Below are 20,119 nucleotides of genomic sequence, written 5' to 3'. Positions count from 1 at the left end.
AGGCCACCGCCTGCCTGCCAAGGACTTTGAGCATGCCGCGATTCTCTCGTGCCGTTGCTTTAATTGGAGTGTTGCTACTGGTTCAGCCAGCGTTCGCGCAACGTCTGCGCCTGGTAGCGGATGCCTGGCCACCCTTTACCGACGCCACCTTGATCAATGGCGGGCTGGCCACCGATATCGTCAGCACTGCCCTGGCCCGCGCGGGTTATGCCAGTGACTTCGAACAGGTGCCTTGGGCCCGGGCGTTGATGGGCGTGGGCGACGGTCGTTATGACGTTTTGGTGAACGCCTGGTATGACGATGCGCGCACGCAGTTTGGGCAATTCTCCGACGAGTACCTGCTCAACCGCGTGCGTTTCATCAAGCGGCGTGACGATCCCATTGAATTCCAGAACCTTGAGCAACTGCACGACTACCCCATCGCGGTGGTGCGTGGGTATGCCTATTCATCGGCGTTCGATGGCGATGCGCAGTTGCAGAAAGTGCCGGTGCACAATTTTGCCATGGCGGTGCGCATGCTCGCGGCGCAGCGGGTTCGGCTTACGGTGGAGGACGAATATGTGGCGCGTTATTACCTGTCGCGTGAATCGGCTCGGGTGCGCAATTCGGTGGAGTTTTTACCCAAGCCGTTGAGCGAAAACAGCCTGCATATCCTGGTGAGTTTGAAGAACCCCGAGCATGAACAGATCGTCGCCAGCTTTGATCGAGAGATTGCCAAGATGAAGGCCGATGGCAGTTATGCGCGGTTGATGAAGGCGCATGGTATGTAGTGGGCTTGTTGTGGTGAGCGAGCTTGTTGTGGCGAGCGGGCTTGCCCCGCGTTGGGCTGCGCAGCGGCCCCAAAAATCTTGGGAGCGCTTCGCACTCCAACGCGGGGCAAGCCCGCTCGCCACAACAAACCTGCTCGCCACAGGTCAGACCGCGCTGGTGTCCTTGATCAGGTGCGCCGCCAGCGTGCGCAACGGCCCCAGTTGACGACAAATCAATGCCAATTGCGTCTGCACCAATCGCTGCCCCTCATCGATCTCATCCGGCATCTGCTCCAGGTCGGCTGCCAACGCTTCCTCGGCATCGCTCTGGATCGCAATCGGCTGCTTGTTGGCCAATCCCGTGGCGATTTCATCGATGCTTGCCGCCAAGGTATTCCCGGCGCCATCGATCAGATGTTCACGCACCTCGGCCGGCAACTGGGTTTCGCGGTGCGCGCCCAGCCCTGACAAATAGCTGAGCAACGTGTGCGACAGCACCAGGAAGCGGAAGCCCACATCCGCCTCCTTACGGAAGTGCCCAGGCTCCATCAACATGTTCGCCAGGGTGGTCGACAGCGCCGCATCGGCGTTGTGTGCATTGCGTCGGGCCAGACGGTAGGCCAGGTCGTCGCTTTTGCCGGCGGCGTACTGCTGCATGATCTGGCGCAGGTAGATGCTGTTGCAGGTCAGGGTGTTGGCCAACACCTTGTTCAAGCGGCGGCCCTGCCAGTCCGGCAGGAACAGGAATACCGCCAGGCCCGCAATCAAGCTGCCGAGCAGGGTATCGAACAGACGCGGCAGGAACAGCCCGTAACCGTCACCCACCTGGTTGAAGCAGAACAGCACCATCAGCGTGATAGCGGCGGTGGCCAGCGTGTAGCGGGTGGTGCGGTTGATAAAGAACACCAGGCCGGCGGCGATAGCGAACATCGACTGCACCAACGGGCTCGGGAACAGATCGAACAGCGCCCAGGCCACAGTAAGGCCGATGGCGGTGCCGATGATCCGCTGGCCGAGCTTGCGCCGCGTGGCGCCGTAGTTCGGTTGGCACACGAACAGCGTGGTCAGGATGATCCAGTAGCCTTGGGAGGCGTGAATCGCATGCAACATGCCGTAGCCCACGGTCAGCGCCAGGGACAGGCGCAGGGCATGGCGGAACAGCAACGAGGTGGGCGTCATCTGCGTACGCAGGCGCGTCCACATTTCCTTGAGGTTGCGCGGGGCGCGGTCCAGCAGGTTGCTGTCGGTGGCGTCCGCCAGGCTGTCGGGGTTGCTGGCGTCGCCCAGCAGGCGGTCCAGGGTGGACAAGTTGGCCGCCAGCGCGCGCAACGAGCGCAGCAGGCCGCGCCAGGCCGGGTTGCTCTGGATGCGCAGGTGTTCCAGGGAGGCGTTCAAATCGCCCAAGGCTTCGGCGAAGCTGTCGTCATAGATGAACGGCTGGCGCAGCTGGATCGACTCGGCCAGGGCCTGGCACGCCTTGCCCTGCTGGCGCAGCAGGCGCTGGCAACGGAACAGCACATCGCTGTGGAAGAAGGCCTCGGCCAGGGCGTTGTAGGGGTAGTGGGACGAGCTGGCGCGTTCGTGGATGTCTTGGGCGAGGAAGTACAGCTTGAGGTAGCGGCTGACTTTCGAGCCAGGGCGACCATTGCCCACGCGGTGCAGGATGATTTCCTTCGCCGCATTCAGCGCGGCCACAACCCGCCCATTTTGCTGGGCCAGTTCCAGGCGACGCGCTTCCACGTCCAGCTGGCGAATCGGCTCGAACAGCGACGACTTGAGCTTGAGGTAACGCCCCAGCTCGCGAAACAACCGCGCCAGGCTTTGCTGCACCGGCTGGTTGGAAAACAGCGCCTGCCACAGCACCGACAGTGCGCCGTACCAGGCGGCACCGGCCACCAGCAGCAGCGGCTCGTGCCAGAAGTCGGAAACGGCGCCGCCACGCTGGTCCACGCCGATCATGGTGTACACCGACAGGATCAGCGTCGCGGATGCAATCGCGCCATAACGTTCGCCCAAGGCGCCGAGCATGGTCAGGCAGAAGGTGGCAAGGGCCAGGGAGATCGCGAAGATCCAGGGATAAGGGAACAGCAGCTCCACCGACAGCGCGGCAATGCTGAAACACACCAGCGTCACCGCCAGGGCATTGAGACGGCCTTGCCAACTGTCATCGGTCTCGGCCAGGGCGCTGGCGATAATCCCCAGGAACAATGGGATCAGCAGCGTCATTTCATCCTGATACCAGCACAGCGCCATGCTGCCGGTGAGGGCGATGAACACCCGAATGCTGTAACTGAATTTATCCAGCGCCCACAGGCGCCGCATGGACTGCTTGAACGAGGTCGATGACATGAAGTCTGGAGTCTTCCGGGACGATGCCGCTAAATTGAGCTATCAAGGACGCCACGGCAAGCGTGGCGATCACATCCAACAGCAAAATTTATTCCACTGCGCCGATCAGGCGTACTGCGCCGCCGCGTAACCCGAAGCCCAGGCCCACTGGAAGTTGAAGCCGCCCAGGTGACCGGTCACGTCCAGCACTTCACCGATAAAGTACAGACCGGGGCTTTTCAGCGATTCCATGGTCTTGGACGACACTTCCCGTGTGTCCACACCACCCAGCGTGACTTCCGCCGTGCGATAACCCTCGGTGCCTGCCGGCACCAATTGCCAGTTGCCGAGTTTTTGCGCGATGTCGGCAATTTCGGCGTGGGTGTACTGCTTCATCGGCTTGGACGCAAACCAGGTGTCCGCCAGCAGGTTGGCCATCTTCTTGGTGAAGATCTCGCCCAGCAGGGTTTTCAGCTCGCTGTTGGGACGCTCGACCTGTTGCTGTTGCAGCCAAGTGTGGGCGTCATGGTCGGGCAGCAGGTTGATTTCCACCGTGTCGCCGGATTCCCAATACGAAGAAATCTGCAGGATCGCCGGCCCACTCAGGCCGCGGTGGGTGAACAGGATGTTTTCGCGAAAGCTCTGGCCGTTGCAGCTCACCAGGCAATCCACCGACGTGCCCGACAACTCGCCGCACAAGTCCTTGAGCTGATCGGTGATGGTGAACGGTACCAGCCCCGCGCGCGTCGGCAGCAGTTCGTGGCCGAATTGCTTGGCCACCTGATAACCAAAACCGGTGGCGCCCAGGGTGGGAATCGACAGGCCGCCGGTGGCGATCACCAGGGATTCGCAGCGCAGCTCACCCAGGGTGGTCTGCAACTGGTAGCCGCTGTCGAGCTTGGCGATTTCCTGGATCGATGTGTCCAGATGCAGGCTCACGCCGACCTGGATGCACTCATCGAGCAGCATGCCGAGGATGTCGCTGGACTTGTTATCGCAGAACAGCTGGCCGAGCTTCTTCTCGTGATACGGCACGCCGTGCTTGGCCACCAGCCCGATAAAGTCCCATTGGGTGTAGCGGGCCAGGGCTGATTTGCAGAAATGCGCGTTATGCGAGAGGAAGTTGGCCGGCTCGGTGTACATATTGGTGAAATTGCAGCGGCCACCACCGGACATCAGGATCTTCTTGCCGGCCTTGTTGGCATGGTCGATCAACATCACCTTGCGTCCACGCCCGGCGGCGGTCAGGGCGCACATCAAGCCTGCGGCGCCGGCGCCAATGATCACAACTTCGGTCGAGCGCACAGCAGTGTCCTCACAAAAACTTGATATGAAATGCAATTGAATGTGGGAGAGGGCTGTTGTGGTGAGCGGGCTTGCCCCGCGCTGGAGTGCGTAGCGCTCCCAAGATTTTGGGGCTGCTTCGCAACCCAGCGCGGGGCAAGCCCGCTCACCACAGCAAGCCCGCTCCCACAATGGGTCTCCATTGGATTGGAGAGTGTTACAAAATTCGTACGCGCAACGAGCGGCCCTTGATCTTGCCGTCGTTCAAGCGCTGCAATGCCTGCTTGGCGATCCCGCGCTCCACGGCCACGAAGGCCTGGAAATCAAAGATCGCGATCTTGCCGACCTGGGCACCCGGGATGCCCGCTTCACCGGTCAGTGCGCCAAGGATGTCGCCTGGACGAACCTTGTCTTTACGCCCGGCCGCAATGCACAGGGTGCTCATCTGTGGCAGCAACGGACCACCGCTTTGCGGCTTGAGGTTGTCCAGTTGGTCCCAGTTCAACGGCGACTTCTGCAGTTGCTCGATGGCCTGGGCGCGGTGCGCTTCGGACGGGGCGACCAGGCTGATGGCGATGCCGGTCTCACCGGCACGACCGGTACGGCCGACGCGGTGGATGTGGATTTCCGAGTCGCGGGCCAATTCGACGTTGATCACCATGTCCAGCGAATCAATGTCCAAACCACGGGCGGCAACGTCGGTAGCGACCAGCACTGAGGTACTGCGGTTGGCGAACATCGCCAGCACCTGGTCACGGTCGCGCTGTTCCAGGTCGCCATGCAGGCCGACGGCGGAAATACCCTTGGACGTCAGGTGATCCACGGTTTCCTGCACTTGCTGCTTGGTGAAGCAGAACGCCACGCAGGAGGCCGGGCGGAAATGCGCCAGGACTTTGGTCACCGCGTCCATGCGCTCTTCCGGCGAGATCTCGAAGAAACGCTGCTCGATCTGGTCATCGGAGTGGAACGCTTCGGCTTTCACTTGCTGCGGCGCGCGCATGAACTTGGAGGCCAACTGCTTGATGCTCACCGGGTAGGTGGCCGAGAACAGCAGGGTCTGGCGGCGTGGCGGGGTCTTGCTGATGATGTCTTCGATGGCGTCGTAGAAGCCCATGTCGAGCATGCGGTCGGCTTCGTCGAGGATCAGCGTGTTGAGGCCATCCAGCACCAGCGAACCTTTGCGCAGGTGCTGCTGGATACGGCCCGGGGTGCCGACGATGACGTGGGCGCCGTGTTCCAAGGAAGCGATCTGCGGGCCAAGGGACACGCCGCCGCACAGGGTCAGCACCTTGATGTTGTCTTCGGCACGGGCCAGACGGCGGATTTCCTTGGCGACCTGGTCGGCCAGCTCACGGGTCGGGCACATCACCAGGGCCTGGCAGCCGAAGTAGCGCGGGTTGATCGGGTTCAACAGGCCGATGCCGAAGGCGGCGGTCTTGCCGCTGCCAGTCTTGGCCTGGGCAATCAGGTCCAGCCCCTTGAGGATCACCGGCAAGCTTTGCGCCTGGATCTGCGTCATCTCGACATAACCCAGCGAGTCGAGGTTAGCCAGCATGGCGGCGGACAGGGGCAAAGTATTAAAAGCGGTGGCGATGGTAGTCACGGGACTGGCTCTGCAAAACAAAATGTCGCGCAGTGTACCAGCCCTGTGGGATTTTCCCCGCAAGTTCTAGACGAGAAGCCTGTTAATGCTCGATATGCTGATCGGGACTGGCTGCACGCTTGCCGTCTTTTGGCGACAGTTGCAGGAAGATCGCCGCCGCCAGCATCGCCATGATGCCCACCGTGAGGAAGGTCAGTTGGAACGCGCCGAGGACCGTGCTCACGCCGTCATTGCCGGTTTCAGCGGTAAATCCGCCGAGCAGTGCACCGGCGCAGGCGACCCCGAGGCTCAACGACAACTGCGCCACCACCGACAGCAAACTGTTGCCGCTGCTGGCCTGGGCGTCATCGAGGTCGATCAGGGTGACGGTGTTCATCGCGGTGAATTGCAGCGAGTTGATCGCCCCCAATACCGCCAGCATGCCCAGTAGCAGAGGGTAGGGCGTGTGTTCCGTGACCAATCCCATGCTCGCCAGCATGATGCCCAGCGCCAGGGTGTTGCCAGTCAGCACGATGCGGTAGCCCAAGCGTTCGATCAGCGGGCGTGCCACGGACTTGGCAAACATCGCCGCCGCCGCCAGGGGCAGCATGCTCATGCCGGCTTCCGACGGTGAATACCCCAGCGCCACTTGCAACAGCAGCGGCACCAGGAACGGCAGGGCGCCGCTGCCCAGCCGCGCGAACAGGTTGCCGAGGATGCCGACGGCAAAGGTGCGGGTCTTGAACAGCACCGGCGAGAACAGTGGGTTATCGATATGCCCGGCGCGCAGCCAATATGCCGCCAGGCACGCGAGGCCGCCGAACAGCAGCAACATCACCCGCAGGTGCGGCAAGTGCAGCTCGCCCAGGCCTTCCATGGCGATGGTGATCAACACCATCGCGGCGCCAAACAGCAGGAAGCCGATCCCGTCGAAGCGCGTGCGTTCACTGCCACGCAGGTCGGGGATGAATTTCCACACGGCGTAGCAGCCGATCATGCCCACCGGCAGGTTGATCAGGAAGATCCAGTGCCACGTCAGGTATTGCACCATCCAGCCGCCCATGGTCGGGCCGAGCAACGGGCCGAGCAAACCGGGAATGGTGATGAAGCCCATGATGCGCACCAGTTCGGAGCGCGGATACGCACGCAACACCACCAGCCGGCCCACGGGCAGCATCAGCGCACCGCCCAGGCCTTGGATCACCCGAGCGCCCACCAGCATGGTCAAGCTGCTGGACAGCGCGCACAGCAGTGAGCCAATGCTGAACAGCATGATTGCGCCGAAGAAGATTTTCTTGGTGCCGAAGCGGTCGGCGATCCAGCCCGACGCCGGGATCAGCAAGGCGACGGTGAGCATGTAGGCGATCACCACCCCTTGCATGCGCAGCGGGTTTTCCGCGAGGTCCCGGGCCATGGCCGGTAATGCCGTATTGAGGATCGTCCCGTCGAGCGACTGCATGAAGAAGGCAATCGCGACCACCCAGGGGAGCCAGCGGGCGGTCTTGGCATCGAGCGGGACGCGGTTCGGCATGGAAACCCTTTTTGGTTAGCAGGCTATGTGTTGGCGATTATGCGCCATTCGTCGCGCGTTTTCCCACCAGGAAATCCAGCAGTTCACGGTGCACCGCCACGGCGGCTTCGTTGGATTCAAGGTCGAGCAAGTGGCCAGTATGTTCGGCCACAGCAAAACTGCTGCGCCCCACGTATTGCTTGAACAACTGGGCCTCGGCGGCGGGGGTGTATTCGTCCAGGGCGCCGTTGAGGAAGTGCACCGGCGTTTCAATCTGCCGCAGTGCCGGCAGGTAGTTGCCATCGCCCAAGGCCAACACTTGGTGGATATGAAAACGCGCCTGGCGGTATTCGGTGGTGGCCATGGTCGACAAGTGCCGGTGGTTGTTGCGCTTGAGCCGGGGCGACAAATACTTGCCCACGGTTTCATTGAGCAAGTGGCCGACGGCGGACTTGTCGTCCGCTTCGATCAATACGCGTACACGTTCCACATAGTCGAGCATGGCTTGGTTGAGGTTGGGCGCGAGGGCCATCACCACTGAGCTTTCGATGGAGGGTGGGTTGTGCGCCAGGGTCAGCAACGTGGAGATGCCGCCCCAGGAGGCCGACACCAGATGGTTGACCTGGAAGCGCTCGACCAGGGCGCGCAGCATCTGCACCTCGTCGTCCTTGGTCACCAGGTCAAGGTCAGTGTTGTGTTCGCGGGAATAGCCGGAGAACGGCAGGTCGAACAGCAACACATTGAAGTGCTCGGCCAGGCATTTGCTGGTGCGAGCGAAGGAGCGCGTAGTGGACAGCGCACCGTTGACCATCAGGACGGTCTTTTTTTGCGAATCGTTTCCCAGTTGCTCAACATGAACGTTGTAGTGCTTGAACAGCTTTTCAATGACAAAACTTCCATGGTTCATGTCAACGCTCCAGCTTGCCCTTCCCGGGCAAGGTCGTGCTCTCGTGGGTGGGGGTGGCGGGATGCCACTAACCCTTATAACGAGGTTTTTTAAGCGCGACAACTGAGCACGCTGGAGCAAGCGTGAGATGGGATTTAACGGTAGGAAGGATTGAGTCGAGGTGTCGGAAGTAACCGCAAGACGGTGTGGGAGCGGGCTTGCTCGCTCCCACAAGGGTTTTGTATTTACAAGGTTAAGGTCAGGCGTTTGACCAAGGCCCCTGGCAGCAGATTTGAGGCGGTGTTGCGCTGGCTGTAGGTGCTGGCCGACAGCAGCAGTTCCCGATCAGCGGTCAGCGCTTCCAACTGCGCGCCGAGCAGGTTGTAGACGCTGTCATCAAAACGCATGGTGCTGACCGGCGCCTTGATCTCGCCGTCTTCCACCCAGAAGGTGGCGAAGCGCGTCATGCCGGTCAGGCGGGCCGCCGGCAGGTCCGAATAGTTCAGGTACCACAGGTTGCTGATGTACAACCCGGTGCCCAACTGCTTGAGGATATCGGCCTGGGCCAAGTTGCCGGCGGCCATCTGCAACGCGCTGGGCGATTCATCGCTGCTTGCGCCGTTAGTGCTCAAGCCATATTCAGCCGCGCTGCGCGAGTTGATCAATTGGCCATCGGCTTGCCCCGCCTTGATCAGCGTGACGTCGCTGCGCGGGTAACCTTCGGTGGAAAACGCCTGGCTCAGGGAGCCGCTGATCTGTTCCGCAACTGTCACCAGCGGGCTCAGGGACTGTTCACCGGCATACAGCTTTTGCAGCGAACTGCCCTTGCTGGCGATGGCTTGGGCGGAAAACCCGCCCCAGGTGATGATGCTGATGATTTCTTCAATCGCCGCCGGGGCGAGGTAGGCGCGATAGTGTCCGGGTGCCAGCTTGTGCAGTGGACGGCCGAGGAACTCAAGCTGCTCGCGGGCCTGCTGGAAGCGCGCGGCAAACTCGGCGCTGTCCCAAGTGTGCCCGGCGTAGCTGGCCTTTACCGCTTCGCCATTGGCGTGGAACAGACTGAAGTCGAAGTTGAAGCTATTGGCCTGGTGCCAGCCGAAGGCGCCCGATGAACTGGCAAAGCCCCGGCTGATGGGGCCGGCCGCATAAAAGCCGACCAGGTCCACGCCTTGGGCGGCCCGGCTGATGTCTTCCAGTACCTGGGCCAGTTCCGGCAGCGGGCGAGTTTGTTCGTTGTTGCTTTGCCAGGCGTTGTGGTTCAGCAGCAGGTACGGGTCTTGTGGCAGCAGCGGCAGGGTTTCGCGCAACTGTTGCAGGCCATCGGCCAAACGCTGGCGGTCCAGCTCGGGCTCGCCGGCAAGGGTGATGCCGAGGTCGGCGTGGCGGCCATCGTTGATCAGTTTCAGGTTGAGGCTGGCCTGTTGAACTTGGCCCGCCTGGCGCACCTTGGCGTGATTGAAGCGCACGAATTCGGACGCTTCATCCGCATAGCCGAGGTGGAATTGTTCATTGTCGGTGATGGCGTGTTTGAGCCACTCCACCAATGCCTTGAAGTTGTTCATCAGGCGTCTCCCCCAAATACGTCGACATCACTGAATACGCAGGCCGGTGACGCATGGCCGACGCGGATCACCTGATTGGGTTCGCCTTTGCCGCAGTTCGGCGTGCCCAGGACCTTGAAGGTGCTGGCGTCACCGACCGCGCTGAGGTTGCGCCAGAAGTTGGCAGAAATGGCGCGGTAGTTAGGGTTCTTCACCACACCTTTCAGCTCGCCGTTCTCGATCAATTGACCCCATTCGCAGCCGAACTGGAATTTGTTGCGCGCATCGTCGATGGACCATGAGCGGTTGGTCGACATCAGGATGCCGCTTTCAATACCGCCGATCAGTTGTGCCAGGCTCTTGTCGCCCGCTTCGATGTTCAGGTTGGCCATGCGGTCGATGGGCGCACGGTTCCAACTGCTGGCCCGGCTATTGGCCACGCCGCTCATACCCGAACGGAATTGCGACAGCGCACCGCCCAGCGGTTTGAGCAGCAACCCTTCGCGGATCAGGAACTGCTTGCTGGCGGGCGTGCCGTCGTCGTCATGACTGTAGCTGGCGAGTTGCTCTGGGATGTCCGGGTCGAACGTCACGTTGAGCAACTTGGAGCCATAGTGCAGATGGCCGAAGTCGCTGGCCTTCACAAAACTGGTGCCGGCGTAATTGCGCTCGTCACCCAGGATGCGGTCCAGCTCCAGCGGGTGGCCGATGGATTCGTGGATCTGCAGGATCATCTGGTCAGGCATCAGCAACAGGTCGCGCGGGCCATTGGGGGTGTTGGGCGCGAGCAGCAGTTGCAGGGCTTCGTCGGCAATGCGTGGCGCTGCGCCGACCAGGCCGAAGCGGCTGATCACATCAAAGCCACCTTGCTGGCCAAAGTTGCTGCCGCCCAGGGTGCGGCTCTGGCTGTCGTTGCCATCGTAGGCCGTGACATTGACGCCGGGGAACACGAAGCGCTGGGCCTGGCGCAGCTCGGCGCCGGCGTTGTTGAGGTAGATCTGCTCGACGTGTGTCAGGCCGAGGCTGACTTCCCAGCTCACCAAGCGCTCGTCCTTGGGCACAGCGGCAGATTCGTCGCCCAGCAATTGGTAGCAGTCGCTCAGGGACGGGAAAGGCTGATTGAGTTCGGGGGACAGGTAGTCCGCCACATCGCTGGAGACATGCTGGTCACGCAGGTCGAGCAGGGCGTGGGGTTTGATCAACCGGGCTTGCTGTTCGGCACGCTCAAGGGCGGCTTGCAGGCCAGGCAGGGATAGATCGTTGGTCGCCGCGTAGGCTTCCACACCGTTGAGACGCACGGTGAGCATGGCGCCTTCGTCGTGGTTCAGGTGCGGTGGTTCAGCGACGTTTTTGCGTACGGCCAGGTATTGGCCGGACTCGCGTACGTAGCGCAGCGAGAAGAATTCGGCGCGCGTGCGCAGGGCTGTGAAGTGTTTTTTGAGTGTGGCGTGGTGGTCGAACATGGGGCCTTCCTTGTGGGCGGCTCGTCGCGGGCAGGCAAACAGAGTAGGCCTGGGCTGGGAGCTGATCAAGGAAAGGCAACCATTTGTGTGGCTTGAGCTTATTGTGGTGAGCAGGCTTTTTGTGGTGAGCGGGCTTGCCCCGCGCTGGAGTGCGAAGCGCTCCCAAGATTTTTGGGGCCGCTGCGCAGCCCAGCGCGGGGCAAGCCCGCTCACCACACACAAAGCCTGTTTACCACAAGGTTCAGCGTTATTGCGCCGAAGGGCCCACTTCACGCATCGGCTTGCCACGCACTGGCGCATCGCCCGCCACGTAGTAGTCGGCGGTGCTGCGCGGCAGCGGCTGGCGGCCACGGATCTTGTCGGCGATTTTCTCGGCGATCATGATCGTCGGCGCGTTCAGGTTACCGGTGGTGATGATCGGCATGATCGACGCATCCACAACGCGTAGGCCCTGCATGCCATGCACGCGGCCTTCGCCGTCTACTACGGCCATCTCATCGGTGCCCATCTTGCACGAGCAGGACGGGTGGAACGCAGTCTCGGCGTGCTCGCGGATGAACTTGTCGAGCTGCTCATCGGTTTGCACGTCAATGCCGGGGCTGATCTCGCGGCCACGGTACTGGTCGAGTGCCGGCTGCTGCATGATTTCACGGGTCAGGCGGATGCCGTCGCGGAATTCCTGCCAGTCCTGCTCGGTGGCCATGTAGTTGAAGAGGATGCTCGGGTAGTCCCGTGGGTTCTTCGACTTCAATTGCACGCGACCACGGCTTGGGGAACGCATGGAGCCCATGTGCGCCTGGAAACCGTGCTCTTTCACACCGTTGCTGCCGTTGTAGTTAATCGCCACCGGCAGGAAGTGGTACTGGATGTTCGGCCATTCAAATTCTTCACGGGTACGGATGAAACCGCCCGCTTCGAACTGGTTGCTGGCGCCAATGCCGGTGCCGTTGAACAGCCACTCGGCGCCGATCGCCGGCTGGTTGTACCAGAGCAGCGACGGGTACAGCGACACGGGCTGAGTGCACGCATATTGCAGGTATAGCTCAAGGTGGTCCTGCAGGTTTTCGCCGACGCCTGGCAGGTCGTGTACTACCGGGATGTCCAGGCTTTCCAGCAGCTTGGCCGGACCGACACCGGAGCGTTGCAGCAGCTGCGGCGAAGCGATTGCGCCGCTGCACACCAGCACTTCTTTGCGCGCACGGGCTTCAACGCGCTCTTCGGCAGCGCCGATCAGGTAACGCACGCCAACGGCACGCTTGCCTTCGAACAACACCTTGTCGGTAAGGGCGTGGGTGACGATGGTCAGCGTGGAGCGCTTCTTGGCGGTATCCAGGTAACCGCGTGCGGTGCTGGCGCGACGGCCGTTCGGCGTGACGGTACGGTCCATCGGGCCGAAGCCTTCTTGCTGGTAGCCGTTCAAGTCTTCGGTACGCGGGTAACCGGCCTGCACGCCGGCTTCGACCATGGCGTGGAACAGTGGGTTATTGCCGGCTTTCGGCGTGGTCACGCTGACCGGGCCATCGCCACCGTGCCAGTCGTTCGGGCCGATGTCGCGGGTTTCGGCCTTGCGGAAATAGGGCAGGCAGTCGAGGTAGGTCCAGTTTTCCAGGCCTGGCAATTTCGCCCAGTTGTCGTAATCCATGGCGTTGCCACGGATGTAGCACATGCCGTTGATCAGCGAAGAGCCGCCGAGGCCCTTGCCGCGACCGCACTCCATGCGACGGCCGTCCATGTGTGGCTCTGGATCGGTCTCGTACGCCCAGTTGTAGCGGCGGCCTTGCAGTGGGAAGGCCAGGGCGGCTGGCATCTGGGTACGGAAGTCGAGACGGTAGTCCGGGCCGCCGGCTTCCAGCAGCAGGACGGTGACGCCTTCGTCTTCGGTCAGACGGGTCGCCAGGGTGTTACCGGCGGAGCCGGCCCCCACAATGATGTAATCGTATTCTTGGGACATTGGATGCACCCTCTTTGAAGTTGGTCAGGTCAGGCGAGGGCGTTGCCCTCGATCGCCGGCAAGCCAGCTCCTACAGGTCATGCGTAATCCTTGTAGGAGCCCGCTTGCGGGCGATTGGCGGCGCCGCGGTTAGAACACCGAGGCGTAGTCGCCCAACTCAACCTGTACCGATTTGATGCGGGTGAAGTTGTTCAGCGAGCTGATGCCGTTCTCACGGCCAACACCCGACTGCTTGTAGCCACCGACCGGCATCTTCGCGTCGGACTCGCCCCAGGCGTTGATCCAGCAGATACCCGCTTCCAGCTGATGAATCACGCGGTGGGCGCGGTTCAGGTCTTTGGTCACCAGGCCAGCAGCCAGGCCGAAGTCGGTGTCGTTGGCGCGGCGGATCACTTCTTCTTCGGTTTCGTAGGTGAGGATGCTCATCACTGGGCCGAAGATTTCTTCACGCACGATGACCATGTCGTCGGTGCAGTCGGTGAACACGGTCGGGGCCACGAAGGCGCCTTTGGCGAATTCGCCGTCGGTCAGGCGGTCGCCACCGCACAGCAGGCGGGCGCCTTGCTCTTTGCCCTTGGCGATGTAGCCCAACACGCTTTCCATGTGGGCAAAGCTGACCAGCGGACCGAAGTTGGTGTTTTCGTCTTCCGGGTTGCCAACGCGAATGCGCGCGACACGCTCAACGATCTTGGCTTCGAACGCAGCTTGCAGGTGCTTCGGTACGAACACGCGAGTGCCGTTGGTGCAGACCTGGCCGGAGCTGTAGAAGTTGGCCATCATCGCGGTGTCGGCGGCGCGGTCGAGGTCGGCGTCATCGAAGATGATCAGCGGGGACTTACCGCCCAGTTCCATGGTCACGTCTTTGAGCGAAGAGCTGGAAGCGCTGGCCATGACTTTCTTGCCGGTGTCGGTGCCACCGGTGAACGAGACTTTCTCGATGCGCGGGTGTTCGGTCAGCCAGGTGCCGACTTCACGGCCGCTGCCGGTCAGCACGTTGAACACGCCTGCCGGAACGCCGGCTTCGGTGTAGATCTCGGCCAGTTTCAGGGTGGTCAGCGAGGTGACTTCGCTCGGCTTGAAGATCATCGCGTTACCGGCGGCCAGTGCCGGTGCGGATTTCCACAGGGCGATCTGGATCGGGTAGTTCCACGCGCCGATACCGGCAACCACGCCCAGCGGCTCACGGCGGGTGTAGACGAACGAGGTATCACGCAGTGGGATCTGCTCGCCTTCGATGGCTGGCACCAGGCCTGCGTAGTATTCCAGCACGTCAGCGCCGGTGACGATGTCGACGTACTTGGTTTCGGAGAAGGATTTACCGGTGTCCAGGGTTTCCAGGGCGGCCAGTTCGTCGTTGCGCTCGCGCAGGATGTCGACGGCACGACGCAGGATGCGCGAACGTTCCATGGCGGTCATGGCAGCCCAGATTTTCTGGCCTTTTTCGGCGCTGACCACGGCACGTTCAACGTCTTCTTTAGTGGCGCGTTGCACTTGGGCGAGAACTTCACCGTTAGCCGGGTTGATGGCTTCGAAGGTGGCATCGCTGCCAGCGTCGCTGTAGCCGCCGTCAATGTAGAGTTTTTGCAGTTCGAAACGGGCCATAAAGTCCTCGCAAGTGCATAAGTGGTTGGCGTTAACCGCCGAACAGTGGGCCATAAGGGTGTGGCAACACTGATCAACAGCAGTTCAGGGGTTGAGCGGTTATGTGTGCTCTAACTCACCTGCTTGGCCAATTGGAAATCCATGTATTCGTAAGCGATCCGTTGCGCCTGCGCCGTGTCGAAAGCGTCTCCCGACAGGGCGCCGCGCAACCACAAACCGTCGATCAGGGCCGCCAGGCCTCGGGCTGCTTTGCGTGCGTGCGGCAGCGGCAGCACTCGGCGGAACTGGCAGCACAGGTTGGAATACAGACGTTGATCGTTGATCCGCTGCAACCTGTGCAATGACGGGTGGTGCATGCTGGTGGCCCAGAAGGCCAGCCAGGTTTTCATTGCCGGGCCGTTGACCTGGCTGGCATCGAAGTTGCCCTCGATGATCACCTGAAGGTGCGCCCGTGGGCTGTCATCCTTCAGTGCGAGCCTGCGTTCGTGGACGTTCTCGATCAGCACATTCATCAAGTACCGCATCGTCGCGGCGATCAGGCCGTTCTTGTCCTGAAAGTAGTGACTGATGATGCCGTTCGAGACGCCGGCCAAACGGGCGATCAGCGCAATGCTGGCATCTCCCATTCCGACCTGATCGATGGCCGTTAGCGTGGCTTCGATCAACTGCTGGCGGCGTATGGGTTGCATACCGACCTTGGGCATGTAGCACCTCTCCTTAGGCCTGCCGATGGGCGATCAACGTCCGTCGGCTTGAGGGCCAGTCTATTTTGTTTTGATTGAACGTTCAATCAACAAAGAATAAGATCTGCGACAAATGGTCGCGTCCTACAGGTATTTCCTACATGTAGTCACGACATCTGGCACCTGGTTAAACCCCTGAAACGTCCCTGGGCACTGCGCTCATGGGGTGCAGGGATTTAAGGGGTGTCTTTATAACACCCGTCCGTCGACTGCCGAAAAATCGATGTCCCGGGATAACCGTTGCCTTGTGTTTCTCTCTCGCACTGCCCGGAGCATCTGCGCCATGAGTTCTGCCTCTCTTATAAAGACCCCGCCAGAAAAGGTGCGGGTCAACGGTTGGGTGTTCTACACCTCCACCGCGTTGATTCTGTTGTTGACTGCCATCCTGATCATCGCCCCGCAGGAGGCTGGGCGCATGCTCGGTGTCGCCCAGGCGTGGCTGTCGAAAAGCTTTGGCTGGTACTACATGGTGGTCATCGCCGCCTACTTGGTGTTTGTGGTCGGCCTGGCGTTTTCCTCCTACGGCAAATTGAAACTGGGCAGCAAGGACGACACCCCGGACTTCAGCTACGGCGCCTGGGCCGGCATGTTGTTCTCGTCGGGCATCGGCATTTCGCTGCTGTACTTCGGCGCTTCCGAGCCGCTGGACCACTACTTCAACCCGCCCGAAGGCGCTGCCGCCAGCAATGGCGCCGCACGCCAGGCGCTGCAATTGACCTTCCTGCACTGGGGCTTGCACGGCTGGGCGATCTACGCCCTGGTCGGCCTGGCCGTGGCGTACTTCGCGTATCGCCATAACCAGCCGCTGGCCTTGCGTTCGGCGCTGTACCCGCTGGTGGGCGAGCGTTGGGTGAAAGGCGCGGCCGGCCACGCGGTGGACGGTTTCGGCATGTTCGTGACGCTGCTGGGCCTGGTGACGAACCTGGGGATTGGTTCGATGCAGGTGTCGTCCGGGCTGGAAAACCTGTTCGGCATGGAACACAGCAACACCAACCTGCTGATTGTGATCATCGTGATGAGCACCGTGGCGACCATCGCCGCCGTGTCGGGCGTGGAGAACGGCATCCGCCGCCTGTCCAACCTCAACATCGTGCTGTTCAGCGGCCTGCTGATCTTCGTGCTGCTGTTCGGCCCGACCCTGCACTTGCTCAACGGCTTGGTGCAGAACACCGGTGACTACCTCAACGGCATCATCCTGAAAACCTTCGACCTCTATGTGTACGAAGGCGACGCCGACAAGACCGAGCGCTGGATGGGCCTGTGGACCCTGTTCTACTGGGCGTGGTGGATTTCCTGGGCGCCATTCGTGGGCATGTTCATCGCGCGTATTTCCCGTGGACGCACGGTGCGTGAACTGGTGGCCGGCGTGCTGCTGATCCCGCTGGGCTTTACCCTGGCGTGGCTGTCGATCTTCGGCAACTCGGCTTTGGACCTCGTGCTGAACCACGGTGCGGTGGCGTTGGGCAAGACCGCGCTGGAACAGCCGTCCATGGCCATCTATCAAGTGCTTGAGCATTACCCTGCGTCGAAAATCGTCATCGGTGTGTCGATTTTCGTAGGCTTCGTGCTGTTCCTGACCCCGGCGGATTCCGGCGCGGTGATGATGGCCAACCTGTCGTGCAAAGGCGGCAACGTGGACGAAGATGCGCCGCACTGGTTGCGGATCTTCTGGTCGGCGGTGATCACCCTGGTGACCATCGGTCTGTTGTTCGCCGGCAACTTCGAAGCCATGCAGACCATGGTGGTGCTGGCCGGGCTGCCGTTCTCGGTGGTGTTGATCTTCTTTATGTTCGGCTTGCACAAAGCCATGCGCCAGGATGTGGCCATCGAACAGGAGCAGGCGCAACTGGCTGAGCGTGGCCGCCGTGGTTTCAGCGAGCGTTTGACCGCGCTGGACCTGCAGCCGAGCCAAGGCACCGTGCAACGCTTTATGGACAAGCACGTCACCCCAGCGTTGGAAGAAGCGGCGACGGCCTTGCGTGAACAGGGGCTGGAGGTGCAGACACTGCTGGGTAAATCCAAGCGCTGCATCGGTGTGCGCATCGAGATGGAAGAGGGCAACCCGTTTGTCTACGAAGTGAGCCTGGATGCTTACTCGTCGGCACCGAGCGACCTGCCCGAGGAAGAGCGTACGCGTTACTACCGCGCCGAGGTCTACCTGCACAACGGACCTCAGGAATACGACCTGATGGGCTTCGCCCAGGAACAGATCACCCGGGACGTGCTCGATCAGTTTGAAAGCCATCGGCAGCTCCTTGGCCGTGTCTATAGCTGATACGTGAGCTAGGTGGTGTCTTCACTGACACCACTGTTCCAATGTTGGAATGGGATCAACTGTGGGAGCTGGCTTGCCTGCGATAGCGGTAGTGAATTCACCACCGCTATCGCAGGCAAGCCAGCTCCCACATAGTTTCTTCAATTGCTTTTGCGGTATCTGTCAGCCGAGGTTCTTGCCCAGCAGGGCATGGTAAAGCTCGCTGTCGCCCAAGATCCCCACTACCTGGTTGTTGTCATGCAACACCAGCTTGTTCCCGGTGTGATAGCGAATCTGCAACGCATCGCGCATGCCGATGTTCGAGTCCACCAGCGTCGGCACTCGGCCCAAACCTTCCACCGCTTGCCCCGGTGCCCAGTTCTGCAAATTCATCACCGCGCCATTCTGACGGGCACCCTTGATGGTGTTGCCTTCGGCCAGGTCCAGCCACGAGTCGCCGCCCGGGTCCAGGCACACCGAACCGTTGACGCGCTTGCAGTTGTCCAGTGTGCGCATCAGGCTGCGCCCGCACAGCACGTTCAGCGGGTTGGTATGCGCGACGAAGGTGCGCACATAGTCGTCCGCTGGGTTCAGCACGATCTCTTCCGGCACGCTGTACTGGATGATCTTGCCGTCTTTCATGATCGCGATGCGGCTGCCCAGTTTGAGCGCCTCGTCGAGGTCGTGGCTCACGAACACGATGGTCTTGCTCAGCTTGCGTTGCAGCTCCAGCAACTCGTCCTGAAGGCCTTGGCGGATCAGCGGGTCGAGGGCGGAGAAGGGTTCGTCCATCAGCAGGATGTCGGCGTCCATTGCCAACGCGCGGGCCAGGCCGACGCGCTGTTGCATGCCGCCGGAGAGTTCGTCCGGCTTCTTGTTGCGCCATTGGGTCAGGCCTACCAGTTCGAGCTTTTCGTCCACCAGCTTGCGCCGGTCTTTCTCCGGACGGCCCTGCATTTCCAGGCCGAAGCTGATGTTCTCGCGCACCGTCAGCCAAGGCATCAGGGCGAATTTCTGGAACACCATGGCGATGCGTTTGGTGCGCATCATTTTCAGCTCGGCAGGTGTGCAGGACGCGATGTCGATCTGGCGACCTTCATGTTCCACAAACAGTTGCCCACGGCTGACGGTGTTGAGGCCATTGATGCAGCGCAACAAGCTGGATTTGCCGGAGCCCGACAGGCCCATCAGCACGCAGATCTCGCCTTTCTCGATATCCAGGCTGGCTTTTTCAACGCCGACAATCTGCCCGGTCTTTTTCAGGATCTCATTACGGCTCATGCCCTGATCCAGCAGCTTGAGCGCTTCACGTGGGTCTTTGGAGAAGATCACGTCGACTTTGTCGAATCGGATAATGCTCATGCATCACCCCCTACTTTAGCGTCGGGTTGTTTGCAGATGCGGTCGAGCATGATGGCCAGCAGCACGATCGCCAGACCGGCTTCAAAGCCCAGGGCGATGTCGGCGGTGTTGAGTGCGTTGACCACGGGTTTGCCGAGGCCGTCGGCGCCCACCAGGGCCGCGATCACCACCATCGACAACGACAGCATGATGCATTGGGTAATGCCGGCGGCAATGCTCGGCATGGCGTGGGGCAGTTCAATGCGCGAGAGCAACTGACGGCGCGAGCAGCCAAAGGCCTTGCCGGCGTCCATCAACTCTTGCGGTACATCACGGATACCCAGGTAGGTCAGACGGATCGGCGCGGCAATCGCGAACACCACCGTGGAAATCAGCCCAGGCACCACACCCAGCCCGAAGAGGGTCAGGGTAGGGATGAGGTAGACGAAGGTCGGTACGGTCTGCATCAGATCGAGCACCGGCCGCATCATGGTGTAGAACAACGGTTTGTGCGCGGCAACAATGCCCAGCGGCACACCGATGACCACGCAGACCAGGGTGGCGAACAACACCTGCGCGAGGGTTTCCATGGTTTCCTGCCAGTACCCCAGGTTGAGGATCAGCAGGAAGGAGGCGATGACAAAAACAGTCAGTCCCCATTTACGTTGGATAAAGTGAGCCAGCAGCGCAATCAGACCGATCAATGCCAGCGGATTGAACCAGGTCAGCGCGAACGTCACGCCGTGGATCATCGTTTCCAGGGTCGATGCGATTGCGTCGAAGTAGTTGGCGCCGTGTTGGGTCAACCATTCGACGAAGGCAGCGATGTACTGGCCTAGTGGGATTTTCTGTTCAGTCAGCATGGTAGTGAATGTCCACATGCGA

At 61.2% G+C, this 20,119-nt stretch carries 14 protein-coding genes; 2 read left to right on the top strand and 12 right to left on the bottom strand.

Features of this window, described 5'->3' with window-relative positions; translation table 11 throughout:
* Positions 1–32 precede the first annotated feature (32 nt).
* A complete protein-coding gene (locus tag ACP7C6_RS16490; RefSeq protein ID WP_311893620.1) occupies positions 33–770 on the top strand; it encodes a substrate-binding periplasmic protein in 738 nt (245 codons plus the stop codon).
* A 144-nt stretch (positions 771–914) separates the two neighbouring features.
* On the opposite strand, the gene yccS is transcribed toward ACP7C6_RS16490, so the two are convergent.
* The 10 genes from yccS to betI all read right to left on the bottom strand — a co-directional run bounded on the left by yccS (position 915) and on the right by betI (position 15,600).
* Positions 915–3,098: a YccS family putative transporter gene (gene yccS / locus ACP7C6_RS16485; RefSeq protein ID WP_016977767.1), complete on the bottom strand. Its 2,184-nt coding sequence runs from the start codon at positions 3,096–3,098 to the stop codon at positions 915–917.
* Between the two features lie 105 nt (positions 3,099–3,203).
* A complete protein-coding gene (locus tag ACP7C6_RS16480) occupies positions 3,204–4,382 on the bottom strand; it encodes an NAD(P)/FAD-dependent oxidoreductase (RefSeq protein ID WP_028618249.1) in 1,179 nt (392 codons plus the stop codon).
* A gap of 196 nt (positions 4,383–4,578) precedes the next feature.
* Positions 4,579–5,916, bottom strand: a complete 1,338-nt coding sequence (gene dbpA / locus ACP7C6_RS16475) for an ATP-dependent RNA helicase DbpA (protein WP_233081520.1) — start codon at positions 5,914–5,916, stop codon at positions 4,579–4,581.
* A 130-nt stretch (positions 5,917–6,046) separates the two neighbouring features.
* Positions 6,047–7,474, bottom strand: a complete 1,428-nt coding sequence (gene mdtD / locus ACP7C6_RS16470; protein WP_426108998.1) for a multidrug transporter subunit MdtD — start codon at positions 7,472–7,474, stop codon at positions 6,047–6,049.
* Between the two features lie 37 nt (positions 7,475–7,511).
* Positions 7,512–8,360 carry an alpha/beta fold hydrolase gene (locus ACP7C6_RS16465; RefSeq protein WP_028618248.1) on the bottom strand — a complete coding sequence of 283 codons (849 nt, stop codon included), beginning with the start codon at positions 8,358–8,360 and terminating at the stop codon, positions 7,512–7,514.
* 224 nt (positions 8,361–8,584) lie between these two features.
* Positions 8,585–9,901 (bottom strand): TldD/PmbA family protein, encoded by a 1,317-nt coding sequence (locus ACP7C6_RS16460; RefSeq protein WP_426108997.1) that lies wholly within the window; start codon positions 9,899–9,901, stop codon positions 8,585–8,587.
* Positions 9,901–11,343, bottom strand: coding sequence for a TldD/PmbA family protein (locus tag ACP7C6_RS16455; protein WP_028618246.1), 1,443 nt, complete (start codon positions 11,341–11,343; stop codon positions 9,901–9,903). The genes ACP7C6_RS16460 and ACP7C6_RS16455 overlap by 1 nt, the downstream gene beginning before the upstream one ends.
* A gap of 247 nt (positions 11,344–11,590) precedes the next feature.
* A complete protein-coding gene (gene betA / locus ACP7C6_RS16450) occupies positions 11,591–13,294 on the bottom strand; it encodes a choline dehydrogenase (protein WP_028618245.1) in 1,704 nt (567 codons plus the stop codon).
* 129 nt (positions 13,295–13,423) lie between these two features.
* The gene (betB, locus tag ACP7C6_RS16445) at positions 13,424–14,896 is read right to left on the bottom strand and encodes a betaine-aldehyde dehydrogenase (RefSeq protein ID WP_311893629.1); all 1,473 of its coding nucleotides are present in this window, start codon (positions 14,894–14,896) and stop codon (positions 13,424–13,426) included.
* A 110-nt stretch (positions 14,897–15,006) separates the two neighbouring features.
* Positions 15,007–15,600 (bottom strand): transcriptional regulator BetI, encoded by a 594-nt coding sequence (gene betI / locus ACP7C6_RS16440; RefSeq protein ID WP_028618243.1) that lies wholly within the window; start codon positions 15,598–15,600, stop codon positions 15,007–15,009.
* A 379-nt stretch (positions 15,601–15,979) separates the two neighbouring features.
* Here betI and ACP7C6_RS16435 point away from each other — a divergent pair, with 379 nt between their 5' ends.
* Positions 15,980–17,914, top strand: a complete 1,935-nt coding sequence (locus tag ACP7C6_RS16435) for a BCCT family transporter (protein ID WP_426109117.1) — start codon at positions 15,980–15,982, stop codon at positions 17,912–17,914.
* 162 nt (positions 17,915–18,076) lie between these two features.
* Here the strand turns inward: ACP7C6_RS16435 and choV are convergent, their stop codons facing one another.
* Both choV and choW read right to left on the bottom strand, forming a co-directional pair.
* Positions 18,077–19,255 carry a choline ABC transporter ATP-binding protein gene (gene choV / locus ACP7C6_RS16430; protein WP_028618241.1) on the bottom strand — a complete coding sequence of 393 codons (1,179 nt, stop codon included), beginning with the start codon at positions 19,253–19,255 and terminating at the stop codon, positions 18,077–18,079.
* Positions 19,252–20,097, bottom strand: coding sequence for a choline ABC transporter permease subunit (gene choW, locus ACP7C6_RS16425; protein WP_016972877.1), 846 nt, complete (start codon positions 20,095–20,097; stop codon positions 19,252–19,254). The genes choV and choW overlap by 4 nt, the downstream gene beginning before the upstream one ends.
* Between the last annotated feature and the right edge of the window lie 22 nt (positions 20,098–20,119).

Origin of the sequence: Pseudomonas sp. TWR1-1-4 (assembly GCF_049897165.1) — a bacterium.
GTDB classification, from domain to species: domain Bacteria; phylum Pseudomonadota; class Gammaproteobacteria; order Pseudomonadales; family Pseudomonadaceae; genus Aquipseudomonas; species Aquipseudomonas canadensis.
The sequence above is the reverse complement of the archived record's forward strand: the minus strand, read 5'-3'. Positions and strand labels throughout refer to the sequence as shown.